Here is a 23826-nt window from a genome sequence, read left to right on the forward strand (position 1 = left end):
TACAAAAAAACTGCCGCGGTCAAGCGACAGGCAAAGGGGCGTTCTCGGCGGCGGCCTATTTCTTTGTCAAAACTTGTACATCCTTGATCATTTGCTGCAGATCAGGCTGCAATCCATTATAATACCTTACGACCGTGCCGGATTCATCAATCAGGTAAAATTGGGTCGGATGGGTGACCAAAACCGGCATATCCGGCGAAGGTCCTTTTTGCCGGGCTACCGGTCCCTTAAATGTATCCTTGGCCATTTTCGCGATCTGACTGAATGAATAGCCGGTCAAAAAATGCCAATGGCTTAAATCCGCATCATATTTTTCGGCATACGTTTGCAACACTTTTGGCTGATCATGCTCAGGATCGACACTGAATGAAACCAGTTCGATCGGAACGCCGGCCTTTTTAAACGCGTCTTGCACTTTGGCCATATTGGCTGTCATCGGCGGACAAACATTGGGGCAGTTGGTAAAAACAAAATCAGCCAACCAGATTTTGCCTTTTAAATCCTTTAAGCCAAATGGTTTGCCCGATTGGTCAGTAAAGGAAAAGTCATGAACTTGCCAATGGAGTGCGGACACGTCATTTGACGATGAGGCCTGCGCCGATGTTTCCGGTTCCGGCTGTTCCTGAGCAGCTTCCGAGCAACCGATTACGGTGAGCACAAGAAAAACGATGAGCGCAAAGCCAACCCGTTTCCATTTCTCCATCCAAATCGCCTCCAGCCGTAAATTCACTAATAAATCTAAATCTTGAGTTCGCATAAAAGGGACAGCCATTCAGTTCACAAAGGGGTTAAACCAAGCTTTTCCCCCGATGTATTTCGACCGGTGGCGGCAGAAAAATCCCGCCTTTCCACTTCATGAGACTTCGCACTTTTCCGGAAATGAAAATGCCTGCTCATCGGTTAACGAAACAGTCAAGTCAAGAAATCGGCGGCAAAAGTGAGGGCAAGAGATGGTCAGGCTTGCGAGAGGGGTGAAAACCCCTCCTGCCTGACGCTCACTCCCATCCCCAGCTGAAGCCAGAGGTTTTCTCGCCCGTAAAGAAATAAAATATCGATAAGTTCATCCCTATTTTACGCTTTGCTTTTCAAGTTCCGGTACAAGTGCATGCGAAACACGCCAAATGTCACCGGCCCCCATCGTCATCACCAGGTCTCCGGGTTTCGCATGCTGCAGCAGATATGAAACAACCTCTTCTTTGGTAGCGATAAACTGTGTATTGGGATTGCTGTTTTGTTTAATCAGCGCCGCCAATCTCTCTGCCGAAACACCCGGGATCGGTTTTTCCCCCGGAGGAGCATAAATGGTGTTAATGATCACTTCATCGGCATGAGCAAAGGCACGGCTGAACTCATTGAACAAGAGGTGAGTCCGGGAGTAACGCTGCGGCTGGAAAACGGCGATCACACGGCGGCCCAGCGCTTTTACCCCTTTTAATGTCGCCTCGATTTCGGTCGGATGGTGCGCATAATCGTCGACAACCAAAATATCGTCCACTTCACCGATTACTTGGAAACGTCTTTTTGCCCCTTGAAATTGGTAAAGCGCTTTAGCAATTGAAGAAAACTCACAGCCGGCTTCCAGGCAGGCGATAATGGCGGCCAATGCATTGGAAACATTGTGGCGCCCCGGGATGCGCAAGGTGACTTCCCCTAACTCTTCTTCCCCTTTGACTACCGTAAAACTGATCTCCCGCAAGTTTTCCCGAATATTTCGCGCGGTGAAGTCGGCCGGATGATCGATGGCATAGCTGAGCAAACGGCCTCCCACATCTTCCGCCATTTCCCTGAGATGGGGATCATCATAGCACAAAATCACCGCGCCTTCCGGACGGACTTGCTTTAAAAACGAGCGGTATGCCTTTTTCAGATTGGCAAAATCCCCGCCGTAGTTTTCCAAATGATCGGGTTCGATATTGGTGACGATCGCCAGATGCGGATAATATTCCAGAAACGAGCCGTCGCTTTCATCCGCTTCCGCCACCACGTAATCGCTTCTCCCCGCCTTGGCATTTCCTTTTAAACTGACGATTTCCCCGCCGATGATATAGGTCGGGTCCACTTGGAGCAGTTCCAACGTTTGGGCGATCATGGAGGAAGTGGTCGTTTTTCCGTGAGCCCCCGCAACCGCGATCCCCTTTTTATCATTCAGAAGGCGCGCCAGCATCTGCGAGCGGTGAATCACTTCAATTCCCCGCTTTTTGGCTGCGATGCGCTCTACATTATCTTCCGAAATACTCGATGAATAGACGACGAGGTCTGCCCCCTCAACCAAATCCTCATGATGACCGATCGTCACCCGCGCTCCCCGTTCGATCAATTTTTGCACCAACGCATTTTCAGCCACATCCGAACCGGATACTTCATATCCCAAATCGAGCAACACCCTGGCAATCGCACTCATGCCATAGCCGCCGATTCCCACAAAGTGCACCTTCTGCTTTTTTTCCACGTCAACCACCAACCTTTATTTAGATCTTTATTCAGTGTCATTTCAGTTCAGAAGAGGACGCAATTGGGAGACCAAAAAGAGCGATCCCGTGATCACACAAACATCATTTTCATTCATCTGCCCTTTCACAAGGCGCAACCCGGCCAGCGCGTCATCCTCTGCATGAACAGTCAGCTCCGGCTTCACTTTCTTGAGCAGCCCGGCCAATTCACCGGCAGCGAGCGACCGCGCCTGTCCCTTTACCTCCGTTGCGACCACCACATCTGCTTCCTCTGCCAAAACTTCCAACATTTCAGTTACTTGCTTGTCCTTCATCATCGCCAGGAGCAAAAACAAACGGCCGTTGCCAGGTTCGTGTCTTTTTACCGCCTGCACCAGTGCTTTGACTCCGTCCAGGTTATGCGCACCGTCGAGAATGACAGCGGGCGAATCGGCCACTTTTTCAAACCGGCCCGGCCAGCGGACACGTTGCAACCCGGTCACAAAATGCTCGGGATCGATCACCGTCGCATAAGCCTGTCTGAGCACTTCCAGCGTCATTAATGCCGTCGCGGCGTTATAAAGCTGATGCTCTCCGAGCAGAGGGATGGACAAGTTGGAAAGTGTCCGGTAAATCCCTTGAAAATCAAAGGATTGTTCGCTTGAGCTCCATTTTCCCGGGATCACCCGGTAATCTGGCCCCCATTCATACAGGCGGCTTTTTTTCCGTTTCGCCTCTTCCCGGATCACGGCGAGAGCTTCTTCAACCTGAGGACTGCAGACGACGGGAACCCCCGGTTTGATGATTCCTGCTTTTTCCCGTGCGATTGCGGTCAAAGTGTCACCCAGCCATTCCTTGTGATCCATTCCGATTCGCGTGATGACGGAAACCAATGGATAAACGACATTGGTCGAATCAAGGCGGCCGCCGAGTCCGGTTTCCCACACGATAAACCACGGAAACGCCTCTTTGGCAAAGAAACAAATCGCCAGCACAGTCCAGAATTCAAAAGGGGATGGCGCACCGGGTCCCGTTTTGCCCATTTCTTCAACAAGTGGTTTCAGTTGGTTGGCCCAATGGACAAAGGAAGCTTCCGGGATCGGTTCTCCGTTAAACTGGATCCGTTCATTCCACGATGTGACATAGGGGGAGATAAATAACCCGACCGGATAACCTGCTTCCCGCAGAACCGAATCGACCATCGCTGCGACGGAGCCTTTGCCGTTCGTTCCAGCAATGTGAATGAATTTGCAGCGTTTTTCCGGTGATCCGAGCCGTTCGAGCATCCATTCCATCCGCCCGAGTCCCGGTTGGATCGCCTGGGTGCAATGTTGGTCCATCCAGGCAAAGACATCGGCTGCTGTGACAAATCCCTCATTTACCTGCATGTTTTTCTCCCCTTTCGTTTTGGTTTTTGATGGATTATGTAAGAAAACTGCTCACTGTGTCCATTTTGCCTATTAATCAGGCTGCCGTCAACAAACAAAGGAAGCGAGGGCAGGAAAACGCCTGCCCCGCCGAATCTCATCCTTGGAGTTCCCTTAACCTGGCCAATACCTTTTCACGTTTTTCCCTGTATTCTTCGCCTTTTTTACGCTCACCTTCCACCACATGAGCCGGCGCTTTATTGACGAAGCCGGGGTTTGCCAATTTTTTCTCCACCCGTTCCACTTCAGCATTCAATTTCTTCAGCTCGGCATTCAAGCGTTCGATGGTTTGCCCGACATCAACCAAGCCGGCCAGCGGCAGGAACAATTCCGCACCGGTAATCACGGCCGTCATCGTTTTTTCCGGTCGGGGCAAAGCCGGATCGACCGTCAAATGGCTTACTCCGCACAAGCGCTTGATCGCAGCTTCATTCCGTTCAAAAGCGGGCATCACATCAGCATCGGGGCGCACCAGCAGCTCCACTTGGTGTTTGGGCGCCACTTCCATCTCCGCGCGAATATTGCGCACAGCCCGGATCGCTTCGATCAGCACCTGCATCTCCTTCACCGCTTCAGCATTGGCATAAGAATCATCCGCTTTCGGCCAATCGGCCACAGTAATGCTTTCACCTTTGACCGGCAGATGCTGCCAGATCTCTTCCGTAATAAACGGCATCATCGGATGAAGCAGACGGAGCGCCTGATCAAGCACATAAACCAGCACCGAACGGGTAACCCGTTTTGCCTCCTCATCCTCTCCGTAAAGCGGAAGTTTGGCAAATTCAATATACCAATCGCAGAATTCATCCCAAATGAAATTATACAGGGCGCGGCCCGCCTCACCAAAATCGTAACGATCCAACAAACGCGTCACTTCAGCGATCGTTTCGTTCAAGCGGTGCATGATCCATTGATCGGCAGTGGAGAAAGGACCCGTCAGCTTTAAGTCCTCCGCTTTGATTCCTTCCAGATGCATCAGCGCAAAGCGAGACGCGTTCCAAATTTTATTGGCAAAGTTACGTGCCGCTTCCACGCGCTCCCAGCGGAAGCGTTGATCATTTCCCGGGGTGCAGCCGGTGGAGAGCATGTAGCGCATCGCATCGGCGCCGTACTTTTCAATTACATCCATCGGATCAACGCCGTTGCCCAGCGATTTGGACATTTTGCGACCTTCAGCATCCCGGACCAAACCGGTTATCAGCACATCGCGGAACGGAATCCGGTTCGTAAACTCCAACGCTGAAAAGATCATGCGCGCAACCCAGAAATAGATAATATCATACCCGGTCACCAGCACATCCGTCGGGTAATACCGTTTCAAATCCTCTGTTTCCTGCGGCCAACCCAGCGTGGAAAACGGCCACAGGGCGGAGCTGAACCAGGTGTCGAGCACATCCTCATCCTGTCTCAGGCTCGTGCCCTGGCACTTGGGACATGCTTTTGGCTCATCCCGGGCGACGGTCATTTCGCCGCAGGAATCGCAATACCAGGCCGGAATGCGATGTCCCCACCACAATTGCCGGGAAATGCACCAGTCGCGTACATTTTCGATCCAGTGCAGGTAAATTTTTTCAAAACGCTCCGGTACAAAGCGAACCCCCCGGCCGCTTTTTTGCACTTCAATCGCCCGTTTGGCAAGCGGCTTCATCGCCACAAACCATTGCGTCGAGAGGTAAGGCTCGACTACGGCTCCCGAACGCTCGCTGTGGCCGACCGAGTGCACATGTTCTTCAATCTCGATCAGATGGCCGGACTGTTTGAGATCTTCGACAATTTGCTTGCGGCAGTCAAAGCGGTCCATCCCTTGATATTTTCCTGCCAGCTCATTCATTTTGCCTGTTTCATCCATGACGAGAATTTGCGGAAGTTTGTGCCGGTTTCCTACTTCAAAGTCATTCGGGTCATGGGCCGGCGTAATTTTTACTGCCCCGCTGCCGAATTCCGGATCAACATATTCGTCGGCGATAATCGGAATTTCGCGGCCGGTGATCGGAAGCAGGACGGTTTTTCCGATAAGGTGTTGATAGCGTTCATCCTCGGGGTGAACTGCGACCGCCGTATCACCGAGCATTGTTTCCGGGCGGGTGGTCGCCACGCGGATATAGCCGGAACCGTCCTTCAGCGGATATTTGAGATGATACAAAGCACCTTTGACTTCTTTGTAGATCACCTCAATATCCGACAAAGCCGTGCGTGCGACCGGATCCCAGTTGATGATGTACTTGCCCCGGTAGATCAGGCCCTTTTCATACAGGCGGACAAACACTTCCTTAACCGCCACGGACAATCCCTCGTCAAGCGTGAACCGTTCCCGGCTGTAATCGACGGAGATCCCCATTTTTCTCCATTGGCGGGCGATATTGTCCGCATACTCTTCTTTCCATTTCCAAACCACATCCAAAAATTTTTCCCGCCCCAAATCGTGACGACTGATTCCTTGTTCGCGCAGTTTCGCTTCAACCCGCGCCTGGGTGGCGATTCCGGCATGATCCATGCCCGGCAGCCACAAGGCATCAAATCCCTGCATGCGCTTAAAACGGATCAAGATATCCTGGAGAGTGTTGTTGAGCGCATGGCCGATGTGCAGGTTTCCCGTCACATTTGGCGGGGGAATCACAATGGTAAAGGGTTTTTTCCCCTGATCGCTCCCCGCTTTGAAATACTCTCCCTTCAGCCAGTAATCGTACCATTTCGCTTCCGTCTGTTTCGGATCATACGCGGAAGGCAAGTTACTGGTCACCGTTTCACTCATACCATTTCCTCCATTCTTCTGTAAAATAAAAAAACCTTTCGCCCGGCAAAGGACGAAAGGAATTTTCGCGGTACCACCTTTGTTCACTGATCAAATTCGCTCTGAACAGTGCACTTTGACCGGATAACGGCCGGTTCCGGACCTTCCTACACAGATCAATCCTTCAGAAGGCCAGCTCGAGGGCGACATTCGACGGTTTTCCCGAAGAAACCTTTCAGCCGGAGGGTTTCTTTCTCTGAACGGGTCAGATCCATCTACTCTTCCCTTTCACAGCTTTGAATCGCATGATTTGTTTTATTATATTACACCGTTTTTTTGATCCAAGTCAAACCCAAGTAAAAAACGGCGAACGTGTCGCCGAATAAAAGATGAGGCCAGTCAGAAACCGCACCCGCACGGCCAAGGGAGGTTAATTTTTCAACCCGAATGTATGCTTGATGAAGTCATACATGGCTGCCGGATCAGCCAAAAACGCCAATAGCAATACAGTGCATAGCAAAAGGATACTGAGAAATGATAAAAATATTACTCCCCGGTATGCTTTTCTTACCACAGTTTTAACCAAACTCAAGAGACTAAACCCCTTCCTGTCAGTATCCAATATATTTACCCTTCAGCATATTCTTATTCTCTACTTTTCGTACACATCTGTCCAGTATTTCTTCAAAATAAGCCAAAAAAACAAGCAAACGCCACTTATTGCGCATAACATTTGCATAAAGGAAACACTTTTTTCCATAATCAACTTCTGCTTCCGGGCAAAATCCCAGGCAAATCCAAGTCATTCCATTTCTGATCACTTGACGGGTGAGGAGCGGTCTTTATGTTGGAAGTCCTGTTCTGGGTACTCGCACTTAGTTTACCATTAAAAGCATTGCGCAAACTATTACAAAAAATAAAAAACCGGGAGTTCCCGGATTAAGACTTGCGTTTTCCTTTTCCTTTCTTTTTGCCGGTGCGCACAGGTACGGCAGCCGTTGCCGATTTGTTTTCTTCATTCTTCTTTTGCCCCGGCCACAATTGTCTGACCAGATCCTGGAGCTGTTCCATTTGCCTGACTTCCGTCTCCAGTCTCTGTACGGTTTGCGCTTCGGTTTGTGACAGACGGGGAGTTTCATAATACAATTTGAGTGTTTTCATCATCCGTTCCGGGTACGACAAATATAAAGCCAACAGGCGCTTCTCCTTTGGTTTTAACAAATAGGAATTTTCATACGCTTGGAGCAGGTCATGCGGTGTTTCGCTCACATCCCTGTCGGAAGTAAAGCGCTGGATTGCCAAAGCCAGATCCCGTACCGGCGATTCCACCTGGGCATGGTCAAAATCGATAAAATAAAACTGTTCATCATCCCAAACCAGGTTACTGTCATGCATCCGGCGGTGACACAGGGCATAGCGGGGCAGAGCGCCGTCATCCGTCTCCACAAACCGCTCCAGGCCGCGAATGGCAAAAGAAAAGGTATCGTCCAGCCGCTCTTTCAGGTTCCGGAACGACTGGTCAAACGGAGAAGCAAATTCCCTTTTTTCCACCGTTTCGAGATATTCCGACAACTGGTTCTTCTTTTCCTTCCATTTTTGGATAAAATCCCGGCTGATCCGCTTCGGCAGTTCCGGATAGCGTTCGATGAGCGGTTCGGTCAGGCTGTGCAACTGTGCCAACGCCTGAACGGTTTCTGTCGGTGAGGGCGGTCCGGCTTCTCCTCCATCTTTCCAGGGGGTTGCATACCAAACTTCGTTCCCCACCTGCACAACCGGCTCATTATCCCTGTTCTTCACCCAGGGCAGCAGATGGGGGAATCCCTCTTCCCGCACCTGTTCCAGCATTTGATGGAGAAGCAGCAGTTTTTCACGCGGCGCCCGCGAATTTTTTAAAGCATACTCCCCCTCGGGCATCACCACTTTCCACACCCGTCCGGTATATTGAACATAGGCGGGTTCCCATCCATACTTGCTTAATACCTCGGCTAACGCATTTTCTCTTGCAAGCGGTGCCCGGTTCATCACCTGTCCTCCTCCTTAAGTCGTTTGTTTTTTCGCATAATCGGGCACATAGAGGATTTGCCCTTCTTCCAGGCGGTCCGTCTGCAATTGATTCAGTTTCATCAATTGGCTCACAGCCACATCATACCGGGCCGCCACATGGTCAATTGTCTCATCTCTTTGCACGATCACGATCTTCAGGCCGACAAATTGTTCTTCTTTATTGCCGACCAACCAGCGAATCCAATCAGTCTGCTTTTTGTTTTCCTGATCGGTTTCCGGCGCTTCCCCGCCTGAATTCAGCTCTTCTTCGACTTCCGTTTCAAAGACTTCCTCAAACTGGTTTTCCTTTTGCCGCTCTTCCCAAAATTCCCGCGGCGATTGCGCAAAAATTGTCTGTCGTTCCGGTTCCGTCCGTTGTTTTTCCTTCGTTTTCTCCTCCGTTGAAACTTCTTTTTGTTCGGGAACCGTTTCTTTTCGGCCAACCGTCTCCTTCGGGAAAGCTGTTTCTTTCTCTTCCGCTGTCTTCTTTTTCCCACTTTCTTTTCCTGCCGGCTCCGGTTCCCGTTGTGCTCGCTTTTCCTCCGTTTCGGGAACTTCATGCGGAAGGACTTTGGCTTCGGGTTCCTCTTCGGCTTCCTCTCCCTGTTCCCTGTTCACCCTCTTTCCGGAAGTATTTTCTTCGTCCTGCTCCCTGGCTCGTGACACCACTTCCGGTTCAGGCTCCACATCCCCTTCTTCCTCACTTTGGATACTGATCGGCCGTACGGGAGCGCCGGAAAATTCCGGGACAGTGTCATCCATCTCGCGCTCCTCATGGGAACCGGCTTTTTCTGCCTCCTCATTTGGATCCGGCAGCAAACCGTCTATCATGAGGATAGCTTCAATTTGCAATTCAAACGGGGACAGAACTTGATAATCAAACGATTCGACCTCCGCCGAGATGTGAGCCTGTTCAGCCCGATCCGCCGGCAATGTGATCTCAACAGGAATCACGTAGGCGAGTTCACTGCGATGTTCCTCTTCGTACAAAAACGCTTCTGTATGTAACCCGGTGTGATCAGGTCCTTCCACTTCCCCCTCCTGCTGCGGGATATACATTCCGTTAAGACGCAGATACCCTTGAATTTTTAAATGTTGGCCCTCATCTTTGATCTCGACATCAGGGTACAGGTCCAGTTCCAGGAGGGTATTCATTCCCGGTTGCTGCGGTTGCAATCTCACTTTTTCGGAGATATCAAAGCGAAGTTGGGTAAAGCGGTTTTCCACGGCAAATCCCTCCTTAACAAAAGCTGTTCCCTTTCTATTCGGGATAGTCATAGGTTTTGGACGTTACTTAACTATATGCATGGGAACGAAGGTTATCACTTTTAAAGGGCCAAAAAAAGAACAAGATGATCAAAAAACAGAAGATCCACTGCATCCGGCCACAAACTCCGAAATAAAGAAGACCCCGGCAGCTGTTTGCCGCCAGGGTTGTTGAACCAAAGTTTCTCTTTACTTTTTCAGCTTTTTCAAGGCATTGCGATTCGCTTCCAGTGTCCGGTTCAAATCCTCTTCGGTGTGGGCCGTCGAGATAAACATCCCTTCAAACTGGGACGGGGGGATCAGCACCCCTTCATCCACCATATGGCGGAAATACTCGGCAAAACGCTTCGTATCAGCCGTTTTTGCAGTTTCGTAGTTAACCACCTTTTCCCCTGTGAAAAAGAGGCAGACCATCGATCCAACCCGGTTGATATGGGCAGGGATTCCCGCTTCTTCTGCATTTTTGCGCAACCCTTCTTCCAAAATCCGCCCTTTTCGCTCCAGTTCCTGATAAGCATCCGGCGTCATCTCTGTCAACGTGGCATAGCCGGCCGCCATCGCCAGCGGATTGCCGGAAAGCGTTCCCGCTTGATAAACAGGGCCGGTCGGAGCGATTTGTTCCATGATCTCCCTTTTTCCGCCGTAAGCGCCCACAGGTAATCCTCCGCCGATCACTTTTCCCATCGTGGTCAGATCAGGCAGGATGTTGAATCTTCCTTGTGCCGAATGGTAATCGACGCGAAAACCGGTCATCACTTCGTCGAAAATGAGGAGGGCCCCATATTGCTCGGTAATCTCCCGCACTCCTTCCAAAAAGCCGGGGAGAGGAGGAACAACCCCCATATTTCCGGCAACCGGTTCCATTATGACCGCAGCCACTTCCTCGCCAAACTTTTCAAAAGCCAGCTTGACACTGTTTAAATCGTTGTAGGGAACAGTCAGGGTGTGTTGCGCCGTATTTTCCGGCACGCCGGGACTGTCAGGCAAGCCGAGCGTGGCCACCCCTGAACCCGCCTTGATCAATAAGCTGTCCGAATGACCATGATAGCTTCCTTCAAATTTGAGAATTTTATTCCGCCCGGTATAGGCACGAGCCAGGCGGATTGCGCTCATCGTTGCCTCTGTTCCCGAGTTTACCATGCGCACGATATCGACAGAGGGCATCCGCTCTGTCACCAGTTTGGCCATCGCCGTTTCCAATTCGGTCGGCGCACCGAAACTGGTTCCTTTTTCCGCCGTATCCTTGATGGCCTGAATCACTTTGGGGTGTGCATGTCCCAGAATCAACGGACCCCACGAGGCGATGTAATCAATATATTCATTTCCGTCCACGTCCACCATGCGGGAACCGAACGCACGCTCTATAAAAATCGGGTTCATCTCCACCGACCGAAATGCCCGCACCGGGCTGTTCACCCCACCGGGGATGACCTGCACCGCTTCGCGATAATCGGCGATGGAACGGTCAAAACGCTTCTGCATCCACCATCACAACCTTCTTCAAAAATATGTACCGAATCATTCATTCCTTATTTTAACGCATACTGTTGATTTCCACATGAAACGGAAGCAAATTTTTTCTAACAAATACCGGATGGAATCAGCTGATTCCGGAAAATGTTTTCTATCAAGTATTATGATGAACCATACAATTGATCATTCTATTTCATATTTTAACAAAGAAAAACATTTTTATAGAAAAGGAGCAAAAAGAATGAGGATCAGCAAAAAGCCATCCGGCGAATTACCAACCGCAAAGCCGGCTTCTCCGAAAAAACCTTTGAACATCCAACAGGCCCGCCTTTCACTTGAACTGTTTCAAGATGCCAATTTTTCCGGAAGGCGAATCCGCTTCCGGCGGCGCGGAGTCGCGGTCCGCAATATGAATGCATTTGCCTTTAACGATCTCCTGTCCAGCTTTCGCATGTCCAACCCGAATAATCCGGGCAGCTTAACCCTAGTTCTGTGGGAAGACGTAAACTACTCGGGCAGAAGACAAGTATTTTTTGGATCAAGATCGGTTCCTTTTGTCGGGCCCATTTTTAATGATCTGACGTCTTCGTTCATTTTCGTGCCACGAAGGCTGACGTCCAGAGAGATCAATCGCATCGAGGCCACCGGAAGTGCAGCTTTTCTGGGCGTGGTGGAGATTTCAGCGTAAAAAAAGAGCCCCGTGCAATCGCTGCGGGGCTGCTGACACCAATCTGTTGAGGCCGGGTTAAGCCTCTATTTTTTGTTCCCGAATCACACGCTCTTCCCACTCATCCATATCCGGTGTGAAATACTGAAGCCGGGTCTTTTTGTATTCTTTGGTCGAATAGAGCGTCGCACGTTCGGTAATTCCGGTTTCGTCCTCAATCGCCTGCAAGATTTTTTCGCATTCTTCCAAGGTCCGGCCATGCACCATGGTGAAAATCGAATACGGCCAATCCGGATAAGTCGGACGCAGATAGCAATGGCTGACGGCTTTAAAGGAAGCCATCACCGGGCCAATTTCATCGGCACGGTCTTCCGGAACCGCCCAAACCCCCATGCCGTTAAAGCGAAACCCGGCCTTGCGGTGATTGAGAATGGCGGCGAAGCGGCGCATCTGCTTCCGTTCAAGCATTTTTTTAGCCGCGTCCAACAGTTCTTCCGTTGAAAGTCCCAAATTTTGTGCGTAAAGATCAAAGGGGCGTGATTGAACAGGGAGATCTTTTTGCAATTCGCGAATCACGGCAATGTCAAAATCGGTGATCACTTTATCCGCTTTTTTCCGGTCTTCCTCATTATAGCTCGGTTTTGCTTTTGCTTTCGTTCCATCCTGTTTGCCGGTCATGTCGAGCTGAACCCCGATCTTGAACAATTTCAGCGTTGGCATCAGGCGAATCACCTCAACGCCGGCCAACTTGCCCAACAGTTCCACTGTTTTTTCGAGACCGATGCGGCTGTTCGGAGGTACAGCAATGGTAAACCAGAGATTATACTCGTGGTTTCGCTTATAGTTATGGGTAACCCCGGGATGCTGATTAATGATGCGGGCCGCTTCATCCAGGTGTTCCTCCCGTACTTTTGCAGCAACCAAGCTGGACTTGTAGCCGAGTGTACGGGTGTCAAAAATGGCGGAAATTTGGCGTATGGTATCCTTTTTCAACTCACGGACACGCGACAAAACCGTTTCTTCGTCTGTCCCCAAGGTTTCGGCCACTGCTTTAAACGGCTCAGGAACCAGTTCCACACCTTCCTGGAGTTGGTTCAGGATCTCTTTATCCAGTTCATCCATCGTTTTGACGGGCATCTTATTCTCCCCCTTTTAGCCAGCGGGCCAGATCTTTGGCATGGTACGTGATAATCAGATCTGCCCCGGCCCGTTTGAATGCCAGCATCGATTCGGTCACTACCTGCTTTTCATCAATCCAGCCATTGAGTGCAGCCGCTTTGACCATGGAATACTCACCGCTCACGTTGTAAGCGACAACTGGCAAGTCAAAACGCTCCCGCACACGCACCATGACATCGAGATAAGGAAGCCCCGGTTTGACAATCAGCATGTCCGCACCTTCGGCCACATCAGAGGCCGCTTCCCGCATCGCCTCTCGTACATTGGCCGGGTCCATCTGATAGGTCCGGCGGTCGCCAAACTGCGGTGTGGAATGAGCCGCATCCCGGAAAGGTCCGTAAAAGCTTGAGGCGTACTTGACGGCATAAGACATGATTGGAATATGGGAAAACCCGGCTTCATCCAATCCTTTACGAATCTCGTAAACAAAACCGTCCATCATGTTGGACGGAGCGATCATATCAGCACCCGCCCGGGCCTGGGAAACAGCGGTTGAGACGAGCCGCGTCAATGAAGCGTCATTGACGATCACTCCGTTTTCTACGATACCGCAATGACCATGCGAAGTGTACTGGCACAGACAGGTGTCGGCGATCACGTAAATGGAAGGATACTTTTCTTTGATATAGCGAATCGCTTTTTGCACGATTCCCTGTTCATCATCTGCAGAGCTCCCCCGTTCATCCTTTTCAGCCGGCACCCCAAAAATGATGACAGAAGAAATGCCCAGCCGGACCAGCTCGTCCATCTCCTCATGCAGCCGGTCCAGGGAATAATGGTAAACCTCAGGCATCGAAGGAACTTCTTGTTTGATATTTTCCCCTTCCACCACGAAAATCGGATAAATCAGATCCTCAACATGAACGTGATGTTCACGAACCATGCGGCGGATCTGCTCGCTTGCTCGCAAACGACGGTGTCGGATATATGATTGCATAGAAAACTCCTCCTTTATCATGCCGGGCCTATAGTGTTTTTAATGCCTCCACCAGACCGTCAATCGTATATGAATCAGCAACCACATCTACCTTCAGCCCCAGTTCGGCAGCGGTTTGTGCCGTGATGGGACCGATGCAGGCGATCCTGCTCCCGGAGAGCAAAGCGGGAACCTCCGGTTCGACTGTTTTCACTGCTTCGACAAAATTGCGAACCGTAGAGGAGCTTGTGAAGGTAATCACATGAATAGCGCCCCGTTTCAGCATTTCTACTACTTCGCCCGCATCTTCGGTGCCGATTTTTGTATCGTATGCATCCACTTCCGTGACATGGCATCCCAGTTTCTCCAATTCAACAACCAAAACTTCGCGGGCGATATCGGCACGGGGAAGCAGAATCTCTTCTCCCTGCTTGATCATCGGTTTGAGTGCTTCCACAAGCGCTTCTGCCTTATACTCTTCCGGCAACACTTCCACCCGCAATCCTTTTTCGATTAGCACCTCTGCCGTTTTGGGACCGATCGCCGCAATCCGCGCCTTGGCCATCCGGCGAATATCGAGATTTAATTCGATCAGGCGTTTAAAAAAGTGCTTCACTCCATTGGCACTGGTAAAAATCACCCAGTCAAACCGCTCAAGCTGATGCAACGCCGCATCCAACAGGTCTTGGCGCTCAGGACGGGTGATGCGGATCACGGGAAATTCTACCGCTTCTCCACCAAGCGCCTGAATTTTCTCCGTCAAAACGCTGCTCTGGCTTCGAGCCCTTGTGACCAGAACCCTTTTGCCAAACAGCGGTTTCTTTTCAAACCACGACAATTTTTCCCGCAGTTTTACGACTTCCCCCACCACGATAATGGCCGGGGAACGGAAACGGGCCTCCTCCACTTTTTGCACGATATCCTCCAAGGTTCCCGTCAGCGTTTCCTGTTCAACCCGGGTGCCCCAGCGAATAAGTGCAACCGGCGTTTCTTTTGAACGGCCGTATTTGATGAGCTGTTCGACAATAAACGGCAGATTTCCGACCCCCATCAAAAAGATCAGAGTTTCCACTGCCGTAGCCAAGTGGTTCCAACGGATGGATGATTCGGTTTTTTCCGGCCGTTCATGCCCTGTGACGATCGCAAAGGAGGAATTAAAGTCACGGTGTGTGACGGGAATGCCGGCATAAGCGGGAACGGCGATTGCCGAGGTAATCCCCGGTACGACTTCAAACGGAATCCCTTCTTCCACAAGGCGTTCCGCCTCTTCACCCCCGCGGCCGAAAATGAAAGGATCTCCCCCTTTGAGCCGGGTTACGACCTTCCCCTCTTTCGCTTTAGCCACCAGTAAGTCATTGATCTCCTCCTGGGTCAGCGTATGCCGGTCCGGCAGCTTGCCGCAGTAAATCAATTCGGCCTTCGGTTTCGCGTGCTTTAACAGCAAAGGGCTCGCTAAACGGTCGTAAACAATGCAGTCTGCCTTTTTAATCGCTTCCAATCCTTTTACTGTAATTAATCCGGGATCCCCCGGTCCAGCTCCTACCAAATAAACAAGTTTCGTCATCCGACTAACTCCTCTCACTGAGTGCCAGCAGTTGACCTGCTCCAAGCTCTCTCATCTCTTTGGCAAGCTGTTTGCCAACCGCCCATTCGTCTTTGCCTCGCATGCTTTTCTTGATGACCTCTTTACCGTCCGGTTGCGCCACCAAACCGGTCAAGTGCACTTCCTCTCCATCGACTTCGGCGTAAGCAGCCAGGGGCATATGGCAACTTCCTTCAAAGGCGACCAAAAAAGCCCTTTCCGCCCGGACTGCCCGCGCCGTCTGCTCATGGTTGATCCCGGCGAGGAGAGAGAGCAGCTCATGGTCATCTTCACGACACTGGATGGCGAGCGCTCCCTGGCCAACCGCGGGTAACATCACGTTGATCGGCAATTCTTCACAAATCTCGCTTTGCCAATCCATGCGGTAAAGGCCCGCCGCCGCAAGTACGATCGCATCAAACTGTCCTTCCCTCATTTTCCGGATGCGCGTATCCAGGTTGCCACGAACCGGCTCCACCCTCAAATCAGGGCGGGAGGCCAATATCTGCGCTTGGCGCCGCAGACTGCTCGTCCCCACCACGGAGCCGGGCGGCAATTCAGCCAGCATCTTTCCATCGCGCGACAACAGCACATCCCGTGGATTTTCACGACGGGGAATGGCTCCGATCACAAGCCCTTCCGGCATCTCACCCGGCAAATCTTTCATGCTGTGTACGGCAAAATCAATGCGCCCGTCCAATAATGCTTGTTCAATCTCTTTGACAAACAATCCTTTGCCGCCCACTTTGGACAACGTGACATTGAGAATCCGATCGCCCTTGGTGACAATTTTCTCCATTCTCACCTCGAGTCCCGGCTTCACTTCTTTCAAGCGGTCGACAACCCAGCTAGTCTGGGTCATTGCCAACTGGCTCTTTCTTGTTCCCACGATGAGTGATCGCATCTTCTCCCTCCTTTCTAGGCTTGTACGGATAAATGAGACTGAATGAAGCCAAGCATTTTCCCCCTGACTCCCTCCGGATCACGCCGGCACTCGATCAGCCATTCATCCGACACCAATTCTTTCATCAAGCTGTATCGAAGTCTCGGATCTTTTACTTCTGCGCGGACTTTTTCTCTCATCTCCTGCAATAAACCGAGGTAGCGTTCGTACTCTTCACCAAACGATTTTTCCAGGTCCTGGCGGATCTTTTTCGCGAGCGACGGGCTGGCTCCACCGGTGGAAATGGCGATCTGCAACGGTCCCCGCTTCACTGTGGAGGGAACGGTGAAATTGCACAGTTCAGGCTGATCAACGACATTGATCCACTGCCCCCGCTCCTTGGCATCGCGATAGATCGCCTCATTGGTTTGGTTGTCATCAGTAGCGGCGATGACGAGAAAGCAGCCAATTCCGTCCGTCGGTGCGTACGGTCGATTTTTCCACTCGACTCTGCCGAGCAGGGCCCACTTTTGAATTTGGGGGGTGGCTGACGGGCTGACGACTTTGACCAGCGCTCCGGCTTCCAGAAGCGCGGCCGCCTTGCGTTCCGCCACCGAACCTCCCCCCACAACCAGGCAGCGCCGGCCGGTTATATCCACCATCATGGCGTATAACGGTTTCATCGTATTCTAGCTCCTTTGTCTAAAACCAGTGATGAACCGAGTCACTGGATCGCATGGTCACATAGTTGATCAACACAGCCAAAATCGCAAGCGTATTCCACCAGGCCAACCGGCGGCCCATCATCTGTTTTCTCCCCCAGCGGTACAAGATCCAGCCATAAAGGAGCGTCACCAAAAACGATCCCCAAACTTTCGGGTCTGTCCAAAACATATGCCCAATCGCCTGGTAACTGTAGATCACGCCCAAAACCATCGCGGCAATGAAAAATCCGGTTCCTCCGACCACCAGCCAGATGGAGAACCACTCCAACCAGCCCAGACTCGGCAGCTGGCGCAAAAGAAGGTTCCATTTTTTCTGCTTCAACAAGTGGTTGTTGACCAGGTACAATCCGGAACCGATACTCGCCAGTGAAAAGGCGGCATAAGCCATCATCGCCATGGCAACATGGATCAAGACCAATTCCTTCAGCAGGAGATGCGTCAATTCTTCAGAACCCTGCCGGGGAATGAACAGATTGATCGCAAAAACGATAAATCCGATCAAGTTGGCGATGAAGTAAAAGATGTTCATGCGATAGATCAAATGCATCAAAAGCGTAAATCCGATCAAAATCCATGAATAGATAAACAGGGCATCAAGCGGAATTGACAAGGCAACATAATGCCCGAGCCCCATTACAAATACGAACGTCTGCATCACCCAAACGCCCGCCAGAAACAGATAGGAAATCCACCCGGACTTCCTGGTTGGATGAAAGAAATCAGCCAGCGCAAACAGCAAGCTGAGCGCATAGGCATAAATCATGAAATCATAGAACCAACGTTCGGCGAACACGGGCTGCTCCCCCTTTAAGTGCGGATCAGTTTCCCGCTCGTAAACGCCGGGTGTTTCACTTTTTCAGATGTCTTGTCCCCGTTGTCATCCAGTAGTTTTTCCAAAGCGAACAAGGTGACAAACATCTCCTGCGCCGCTTCTTTCTTCGGTGTGGTCGCCAGTTCCTTGACACGGACGATCGGCTCGTGCATCAACTGATTCACAATGCTCTTTGTGTGTTTGCGAATCACTCTGCGCTGTTTTTCCGTCAGGTCCGGCAGCTTCCGTTCAATGCGCAGGACGGCTTCCTCCTGAATCGCCAGCGCCTTTTCGCGCAACGCCGTAATGAGCGGCACCACACCCAAAGTTTCCATCCACTCATCAAATTCTTTTTGTTTTTGTTCAATCCAGACGGCGATTTTTTTCGCTTCCTGCTCCCTGAGCGCGAGATTGGAATCCACAATTCCATGCAAATCGTCTATATCATACAAGAAAACTTGATCCAATTCATGGATGGAGGGCTCTATGTCGCGCGGTACCGCAATATCGATCATGAACAGCGGAGAGCGCCGCCGAGCAGCAATCGGAGCGACCATATCCCTTGTCAAAACAGGTTCCCGGGACCCGGTTGAGCTGACCACGATATCAGCTTCAGCCAGCGCGGAAAGCAATTGATCCCATGCCCGGGCTTCACCGTGAAACCTGGCAGCCAACTCCTCTGCTTTGTCCAGGGTGCGGTTCACCACCAGGACGCGCGCCGCCCCGGTCGAATAAAAATGCTTCGCCGTCAGCTCGCTCATTTCCCCCGCACCGATGAGCAAAATCGTTTTATCGGCAAAGGAATCGAACATTTTTTTCCCAAGCTCAACGGCAGCATAACTGACAGACACGGCATTTTGCCCGATTTCCGTCTCCGAGTGAACGCGTTTTCCGAAGGTCACCGCTTGTTTAAACAACATATTGAAGATGGTTCCCGTCGTCCCCGTCGACTGAGCGGTCAAAAAGGCGTGTTTCACCTGACCCAAAATTTGTGTTTCCCCGATCACAAGAGAATCGAGGCCGCAAACTACATGGTAGAGATGCCACACCGCTTCCTGATTCGCTTTTACATAAAGATGGTCGGCAAACTCCTGGCGGGGAATGCGAAACCAGCTTTCCAGAAAGGTTTTGGTATAATAATCTCCTGTATGCAATTGATCACAGACCACATAAAGTTCCATGCGGTTACACGTGCTGACGATCACGCATTCCATGATGCTTTTCATATCACGTAAACTTTTCAAGGCAAGTTCAAGTCGGTCTTCAGCAAAAGAAAATCGTTCACGCAGTTCAACTGGTGCTGTTTTATGGTTTAATCCGACTGTTAAAATATGCAACTTCGTTTCACCTCGAATCCCGGAACAGCCTTCCTCTTGACTCGGCAATCCGGGCAAAAGTGAATAAAATTCAATATCCATTATATCACAGAGATTTCAAATCCCAAGTTTCGCCCTGTGAACACATTTTGAAGCCCAGATTGTGTATAATAATAATAATAAGAAATGGCAGAAGTTTGCGAAAATCCCTTTTGTTTACCGGTTCGACACCACCTTCCGGTTACTGAGACCACTTTGAGAGGTGACGCCCATGAACCGCTTGACTCGATCGTTTGGTTTCGTGTTGGCGCTCGTCATCGTTCTCCTTTTAACCGCTTGCTCTTCCTCCTCTTCCCGGTCCGGACTGCGGCAAATCCGACTGGTGGAAGTCACCCATTCACTCTTCTATGCTCCTCAATATGTTGCCTTGGAAAAAGGTTTTTTCAAGGAACAAGGCCTGGACATTCAGCTGTCCAATGGCAACGGGGGCGATAAAACCATGACAACACTGGTCGCAGGCCAATCCGATATCGTCCTGGTCGGAGCTGAAGCGGCCATTTATGTGACAGCCCGGTCCTCTGCACATCCGATCACCGCCTTCGCACAATTGACCCAAACGGACGGTTCCTTTCTCGTTTCCCGCCAGCCGATTCCCCACTTTGACTGGTCGATGCTCAAGGGTAAATCCCTGCTCGGGCAGCGGCGCGGAGGAATGCCGGAAATGATCAGTGAATACGTACAACGGAAACACGGTCTCACCCCGCACAAAGATGTCCAAATCATCCAGAATGTCAATTATCAGAATCTGGCAAACGCCTTTGTCGCCGGAACCGGCGATTTCGTTCAACTGTTTGAACCAATGGCCTCCAAAATCGAAAAAGAAAAAAAAGGCTACATCGTTGCCTCCTTCGGCAAGGACAGCGGCCATGTTCCCTATACCTGCTACATGACCAATCAATCCTATATCAAACAGAACCCTGACATAATCCGGCGTTTTACCCGCGCCGTCCAAAAAGGACAAGACTGGGTCGCCACCCATACCCCCGGGGAAATTGCCGACGTGATCGCCCCGCAATTCCCCGACACCGACCGCGACATTCTGGTGCGCGTCATTCAGCGCTACAAAGAGCAGGATTCCTATGCCAAAAACACCATCATCGATGAAGAAGAGTATAACCGCTTATTGACGGTCATGTCCCAAGCAGGCGAACTTCCGGCTAAAATCCCCTATCAAAAGCTGGTGGACACTTCCTTTGCCAAAGAGGTTTCAACCAAACAAAAACAATAAAAAGGGGGGATCGAAGATGAATTCGCCACCGGCTGTGCAGATTGAAAATTTAACCCATGCCTATTTTACGAAAAAAGAAGAAGTGACGGCGATCCGTTCCGTTTCCTTTTCAGTGGATGAAGGCGAATTTGTCGCTCTCGTCGGCCCCAGCGGTTGCGGAAAAAGCACCATCCTTTCACTGATCGCCGGGATCTTCCCCGCGACCAAAGGCATAATCCGGCTGTTCGGCAAAAAAATTGACGGCCCTTCTTTTCGCACCAGCTACATGTTGCAAAAAGACGGACTGCTCGAGTGGAGAACTGTGGAACAAAATATGCTGTTCGGACTGCAAATTCAGGGTCAGGCCACCCCGGACAAAATCGCCAAGGCGAGGGATCTGCTGAAAAAAATGGGGCTAAAGCATGTCAGTCATCACTATCCGTCCCAATTATCCGGCGGAATGAGACAACGTGTCGCTCTGGTGCGAACCTTGGCCGTCGAACCAGATATATTATTGCTGGATGAACCTTTTTCCGCGTTGGATATCCAAAACAAAATCCTGCTCGAAGATCTGCTCGCCCGGGCGTTAAAGGAAGAAAACAAAACGGCGCTACTCGTCACACACGATCTGGAAGAAGCGATTGCCGTAGGTGACCGGATTCTCGTAATGGGCGGGCAACCGGGCGAGATCCGGCACCAGATCCATGTCCCCGAAGAACTGAGAAGTTTGCCGCCGCTCAAAGCGCGCAGCCATCCCGCCTTCCGGGTGATCTTTGAAGAACTTTGGAGGGAAGTGGAAAAACCGTGAAATGGATAAAAAAAGGCGCAGCCAGTCCGGAACACGCCGCCTATCTTCGTCGCCTCTACATTCGCACTGTCTGGATTTGGCTGATTCGCCTTCTTCTGTTGCTCGGCTTGATCTGGGGATGGGAATGGGGAGCGAACAACGGCTGGATTGATCCTTTCCTCTTCAGCAGTCCGTCCCGCATCTGGGAACAGGCAAACCAGCTGGTCCAGTCCGGTGCGCTTTTTCATCACATCTTTATGACATCAGCGGAAACGATCGCCGGTTTTATCCTGGGCACGGCCAGCGGCGTCGCTCTGGCAACGCTCATCTGGTCCTCTTCTTTCCTGTCCCGCGTGCTCGATCCTTATCTGGTCGTGATCAACAGCATGCCCAAAGTAGCCCTCGGTCCCCTTTTTATCGTGACAATGGGAGCCGGGTTTCCCTCGATTCTCGCCATGGCGATCGCCATCACGATCATCATCACCACTTTGGTAATCCATACCAGCTTTCAGAGCGTCGATGAGAGCTATCTGATCCTGGCGCGGTCTTTTGGCGCCACTCGCGCTCAGATTTTCCGCACCATTATCTTCCCCGCCAGTATACCAGACATCATCGCCGCTTTAAAAGTAAATGTCGGCTTGTCCTGGGTCGGCGTCATCGTCGGTGAATTTCTGGTCTCCAAAGAAGGACTAGGTTATTTGATTATCTACGGCTTTCAGGTATTCAATCTCAATTTGGTCATGCTGAGCCTTGTGATCGTGGCGATTATTGCGACGATTATGTACCAGCTGATCGCCTGGGTCGAGCAAAAATGGGGACGCCGCCACAGCTGATCCGTTTAAACATTGTCGCTCCATTTTATGCAAATTGTGTTAAGATTAAAAAGGAAAAATCTACTTCTTTCATTCAAGGAGCGAACAACTGATGAAAGTGAAGCTGACCGGACTTATCCTCATTCTTGCAGGGATATTGCTCATGTTGATCAAATCGGATCTGGCTTCGATCACATCTCTTCTCACCTGGCCTTTTATTCTCTTTTTGCTCGGCGCCATTCTCATGTTTTTTGCTTTGTCCAAGCGAAATCATGTTCTTACCCTGTGGACCGGCCTGATCACCGCTCTGGGCCTCTCCATCTGGGGAATAAAATATGTCGACGGATGGCCTAAACATTGGAGCCTGTTGCTTGTGTTATTTGGGATTGCGGTACTGTTTTCCTTCTCCATTTCCAAAAACCACATTACGGGCATTGTCGGGGGCATTATGGTGATTACCGGGATTTTTGCCTATCCTGGCATTGCCAATCTTCCGGTCATCTCACCCATCACCTCGATTCTGCACGGAATCTGGCCGGTTTTTGTCGTTATTCTCGGCTTGTTCCTTGTCACCAGAAAATAATTGGGGCATAGTATATAGATACTAGATACTCAAAATTTCTCATCGGAGCGAAGCAAATGATATCCATACGAACACCGGAAGAAATTGCGCTCATGCACAAAGCAGGCAAACTTCTTGCTGCCTGCCACCGGGAACTGCGCAAGCGGATCCGTCCGGGGGTGACCACCTGGGAGATCGACCAATGGGTGGAAAATTACTTGATGCAGCATGGAGCCACTCCCGAACAAAAAGACTATATGGGTTACCCATACGCTACCTGCGCCTCGGTCAATGATGAGGTGTGCCACGGATTTCCGCGCAAAACCCCGCTTGCTGAAGGAGATATCGTCACCATCGACTTGGTCGTCAACTTAAATGGCTGGCTGGCCGATTCAGCATGGTCCTATGCTGTCGGAAAAATCTCCCCTGAGGCGCAGAGGCTGTTAAAGGTAACAAAAGAAGCGCTTTACCGTGGAATTGCCAAAGCGCGTTCAGGCAATCGCATCGGCGACATTTCCCACGCGATTCAGACATATGCCGAATCTCAGGGACTTTCCGTGGTGCGCCCTTTCATCGGCCACGGAATCGGCAAACATATACACGAAGAACCCGAAGTTCCCCATTACGGCCCTCCCGGACAAGGACCGCTCATTCAGGAAGGCATGGTGTTCACGATCGAGCCGATGCTGAACCTCGGTTCCCATCATGTCAGGCTGATGCCGGACGGCTGGACGGCCAAAACGGTGGATGGCAGCCTGTCCGCACAATATGAACACACCATTGCCATCATGTCGGAAGGCCCCCTCATCTTAACCGCACAAGACGAGTAAAAGCCCGGATCACCGGGCTTTTACTGAGATTGATGACAAACCCCCCCCTTTTCTTCGGAAAAGGAATGGGGTTTTGTATATTTCTAGGATATATACAGATAAAGTAAACCTGATGTGACC

At 50.9% G+C, this 23826-nt stretch carries 20 protein-coding genes and 1 other annotated feature; of the genes, 6 read left to right on the forward strand and 14 right to left on the reverse strand.

All coding sequences use genetic code 11. The features are described from left to right. Nucleotides 1-55 precede the first annotated feature (55 nt). The 7 genes from I8U17_RS04180 to hemL form a co-directional block, all read right to left on the reverse strand. Nucleotides 56-703, reverse strand: a complete 648-nt coding sequence (locus tag I8U17_RS04180) for an SCO family protein (protein ID WP_198059063.1) — start codon at nt 701-703, stop codon at nt 56-58. A gap of 363 nt (nt 704-1066) precedes the next feature. Next, nucleotides 1067-2449 (reverse strand): UDP-N-acetylmuramate--L-alanine ligase, encoded by a 1383-nt coding sequence (murC, locus tag I8U17_RS04185; protein ID WP_198059064.1) that lies wholly within the window; start codon nt 2447-2449, stop codon nt 1067-1069. A gap of 42 nt (nt 2450-2491) precedes the next feature. Continuing rightward, nucleotides 2492-3817: a bifunctional folylpolyglutamate synthase/dihydrofolate synthase gene (locus tag I8U17_RS04190; RefSeq protein WP_198059065.1), complete on the reverse strand. Its 1326-nt coding sequence runs from the start codon at nt 3815-3817 to the stop codon at nt 2492-2494. A gap of 136 nt (nt 3818-3953) precedes the next feature. Next, nucleotides 3954-6608, reverse strand: coding sequence for a valine--tRNA ligase (locus tag I8U17_RS04195; RefSeq protein ID WP_198059066.1), 2655 nt, complete (start codon nt 6606-6608; stop codon nt 3954-3956). Nucleotides 6609-6653: 45 nt separating this feature from the next. Beyond that, nucleotides 6654-6888, reverse strand: a binding site (T-box leader). A gap of 638 nt (nt 6889-7526) precedes the next feature. Further along, nucleotides 7527-8609: a phosphotransferase gene (locus tag I8U17_RS04200; RefSeq protein WP_198059067.1), complete on the reverse strand. Its 1083-nt coding sequence runs from the start codon at nt 8607-8609 to the stop codon at nt 7527-7529. A 15-nt stretch (nt 8610-8624) separates the two neighbouring features. After that, entirely contained in the window at nt 8625-9857 is a 1233-nt protein-coding gene (locus I8U17_RS18750; protein ID WP_033099233.1) for a LysM peptidoglycan-binding domain-containing protein, read from the reverse strand. A gap of 228 nt (nt 9858-10085) precedes the next feature. Further along, nucleotides 10086-11378, reverse strand: a complete 1293-nt coding sequence (hemL, locus tag I8U17_RS04210) for a glutamate-1-semialdehyde 2,1-aminomutase (RefSeq protein WP_033099234.1) — start codon at nt 11376-11378, stop codon at nt 10086-10088. Between the two features lie 232 nt (nt 11379-11610). Between hemL and I8U17_RS04215 the strand changes: the two genes are divergently transcribed. After that, complete coding sequence (locus tag I8U17_RS04215) at nt 11611-12057, forward strand: hypothetical protein (protein ID WP_232330886.1); 447 nt, start codon at nt 11611-11613, stop codon at nt 12055-12057. Nucleotides 12058-12114: 57 nt separating this feature from the next. On the opposite strand, the gene ahbA is transcribed toward I8U17_RS04215, so the two are convergent. The 7 genes from ahbA to hemA are packed head-to-tail and all read right to left on the reverse strand — an operon-like array spanning nt 12115 to nt 19469. Further along, nucleotides 12115-13173 carry a siroheme decarboxylase subunit alpha gene (gene ahbA / locus I8U17_RS04220; RefSeq protein ID WP_033099235.1) on the reverse strand — a complete coding sequence of 353 codons (1059 nt, stop codon included), beginning with the start codon at nt 13171-13173 and terminating at the stop codon, nt 12115-12117. A 1-nt stretch (nt 13174) separates the two neighbouring features. Then, nucleotides 13175-14152: a porphobilinogen synthase gene (gene hemB, locus I8U17_RS04225; RefSeq protein ID WP_033099236.1), complete on the reverse strand. Its 978-nt coding sequence runs from the start codon at nt 14150-14152 to the stop codon at nt 13175-13177. Nucleotides 14153-14180: 28 nt separating this feature from the next. Further along, on the reverse strand, nt 14181-15695 hold the full coding sequence (gene cobA / locus I8U17_RS04230) for a uroporphyrinogen-III C-methyltransferase (RefSeq protein ID WP_198059068.1): 1515 nt from the start codon (nt 15693-15695) through the stop codon (nt 14181-14183). 4 nt (nt 15696-15699) lie between these two features. Continuing rightward, on the reverse strand, nt 15700-16617 hold the full coding sequence (gene hemC / locus I8U17_RS04235; protein WP_033099238.1) for a hydroxymethylbilane synthase: 918 nt from the start codon (nt 16615-16617) through the stop codon (nt 15700-15702). A 14-nt stretch (nt 16618-16631) separates the two neighbouring features. Continuing rightward, nucleotides 16632-17279, reverse strand: a complete 648-nt coding sequence (locus I8U17_RS04240; RefSeq protein WP_198055037.1) for a precorrin-2 dehydrogenase/sirohydrochlorin ferrochelatase family protein — start codon at nt 17277-17279, stop codon at nt 16632-16634. A 19-nt stretch (nt 17280-17298) separates the two neighbouring features. Beyond that, a complete protein-coding gene (gene ccsA, locus I8U17_RS04245; protein WP_052153865.1) occupies nt 17299-18114 on the reverse strand; it encodes a cytochrome c biogenesis protein CcsA in 816 nt (271 codons plus the stop codon). A gap of 14 nt (nt 18115-18128) precedes the next feature. Next, nucleotides 18129-19469 (reverse strand): glutamyl-tRNA reductase, encoded by a 1341-nt coding sequence (gene hemA, locus I8U17_RS04250; protein WP_198059069.1) that lies wholly within the window; start codon nt 19467-19469, stop codon nt 18129-18131. A gap of 250 nt (nt 19470-19719) precedes the next feature. On the opposite strand from hemA, the gene I8U17_RS04255 reads away from it, so the two are divergent. The 5 genes from I8U17_RS04255 (at nt 19720) to map (ending at nt 23706) form a co-directional block, all read left to right on the forward strand. Then, nucleotides 19720-20736, forward strand: coding sequence for an ABC transporter substrate-binding protein (locus I8U17_RS04255; protein ID WP_198059070.1), 1017 nt, complete (start codon nt 19720-19722; stop codon nt 20734-20736). A gap of 16 nt (nt 20737-20752) precedes the next feature. Beyond that, nucleotides 20753-21523: an ABC transporter ATP-binding protein gene (locus tag I8U17_RS04260; protein WP_198059071.1), complete on the forward strand. Its 771-nt coding sequence runs from the start codon at nt 20753-20755 to the stop codon at nt 21521-21523. Beyond that, the gene (locus tag I8U17_RS04265) at nt 21520-22335 is read left to right on the forward strand and encodes an ABC transporter permease (protein ID WP_370589211.1); all 816 of its coding nucleotides are present in this window, start codon (nt 21520-21522) and stop codon (nt 22333-22335) included. Before I8U17_RS04260 ends, I8U17_RS04265 begins: the two co-directional genes overlap by 4 nt. Before the next feature lie 91 nt (nt 22336-22426). Beyond that, nucleotides 22427-22897, forward strand: a complete 471-nt coding sequence (locus I8U17_RS04270) for a hypothetical protein (RefSeq protein ID WP_033099241.1) — start codon at nt 22427-22429, stop codon at nt 22895-22897. A 56-nt stretch (nt 22898-22953) separates the two neighbouring features. Continuing rightward, entirely contained in the window at nt 22954-23706 is a 753-nt protein-coding gene (map, locus tag I8U17_RS04275; RefSeq protein WP_198059072.1) for a type I methionyl aminopeptidase, read from the forward strand. Nucleotides 23707-23826 lie beyond the last annotated feature (120 nt).

The sequence above is a fragment of the Thermoactinomyces sp. CICC 10521 genome (genome assembly GCF_016055135.1).
Lineage (GTDB): Bacteria > Bacillota > Bacilli > Thermoactinomycetales > Thermoactinomycetaceae > Thermoactinomyces_A > Thermoactinomyces_A daqus.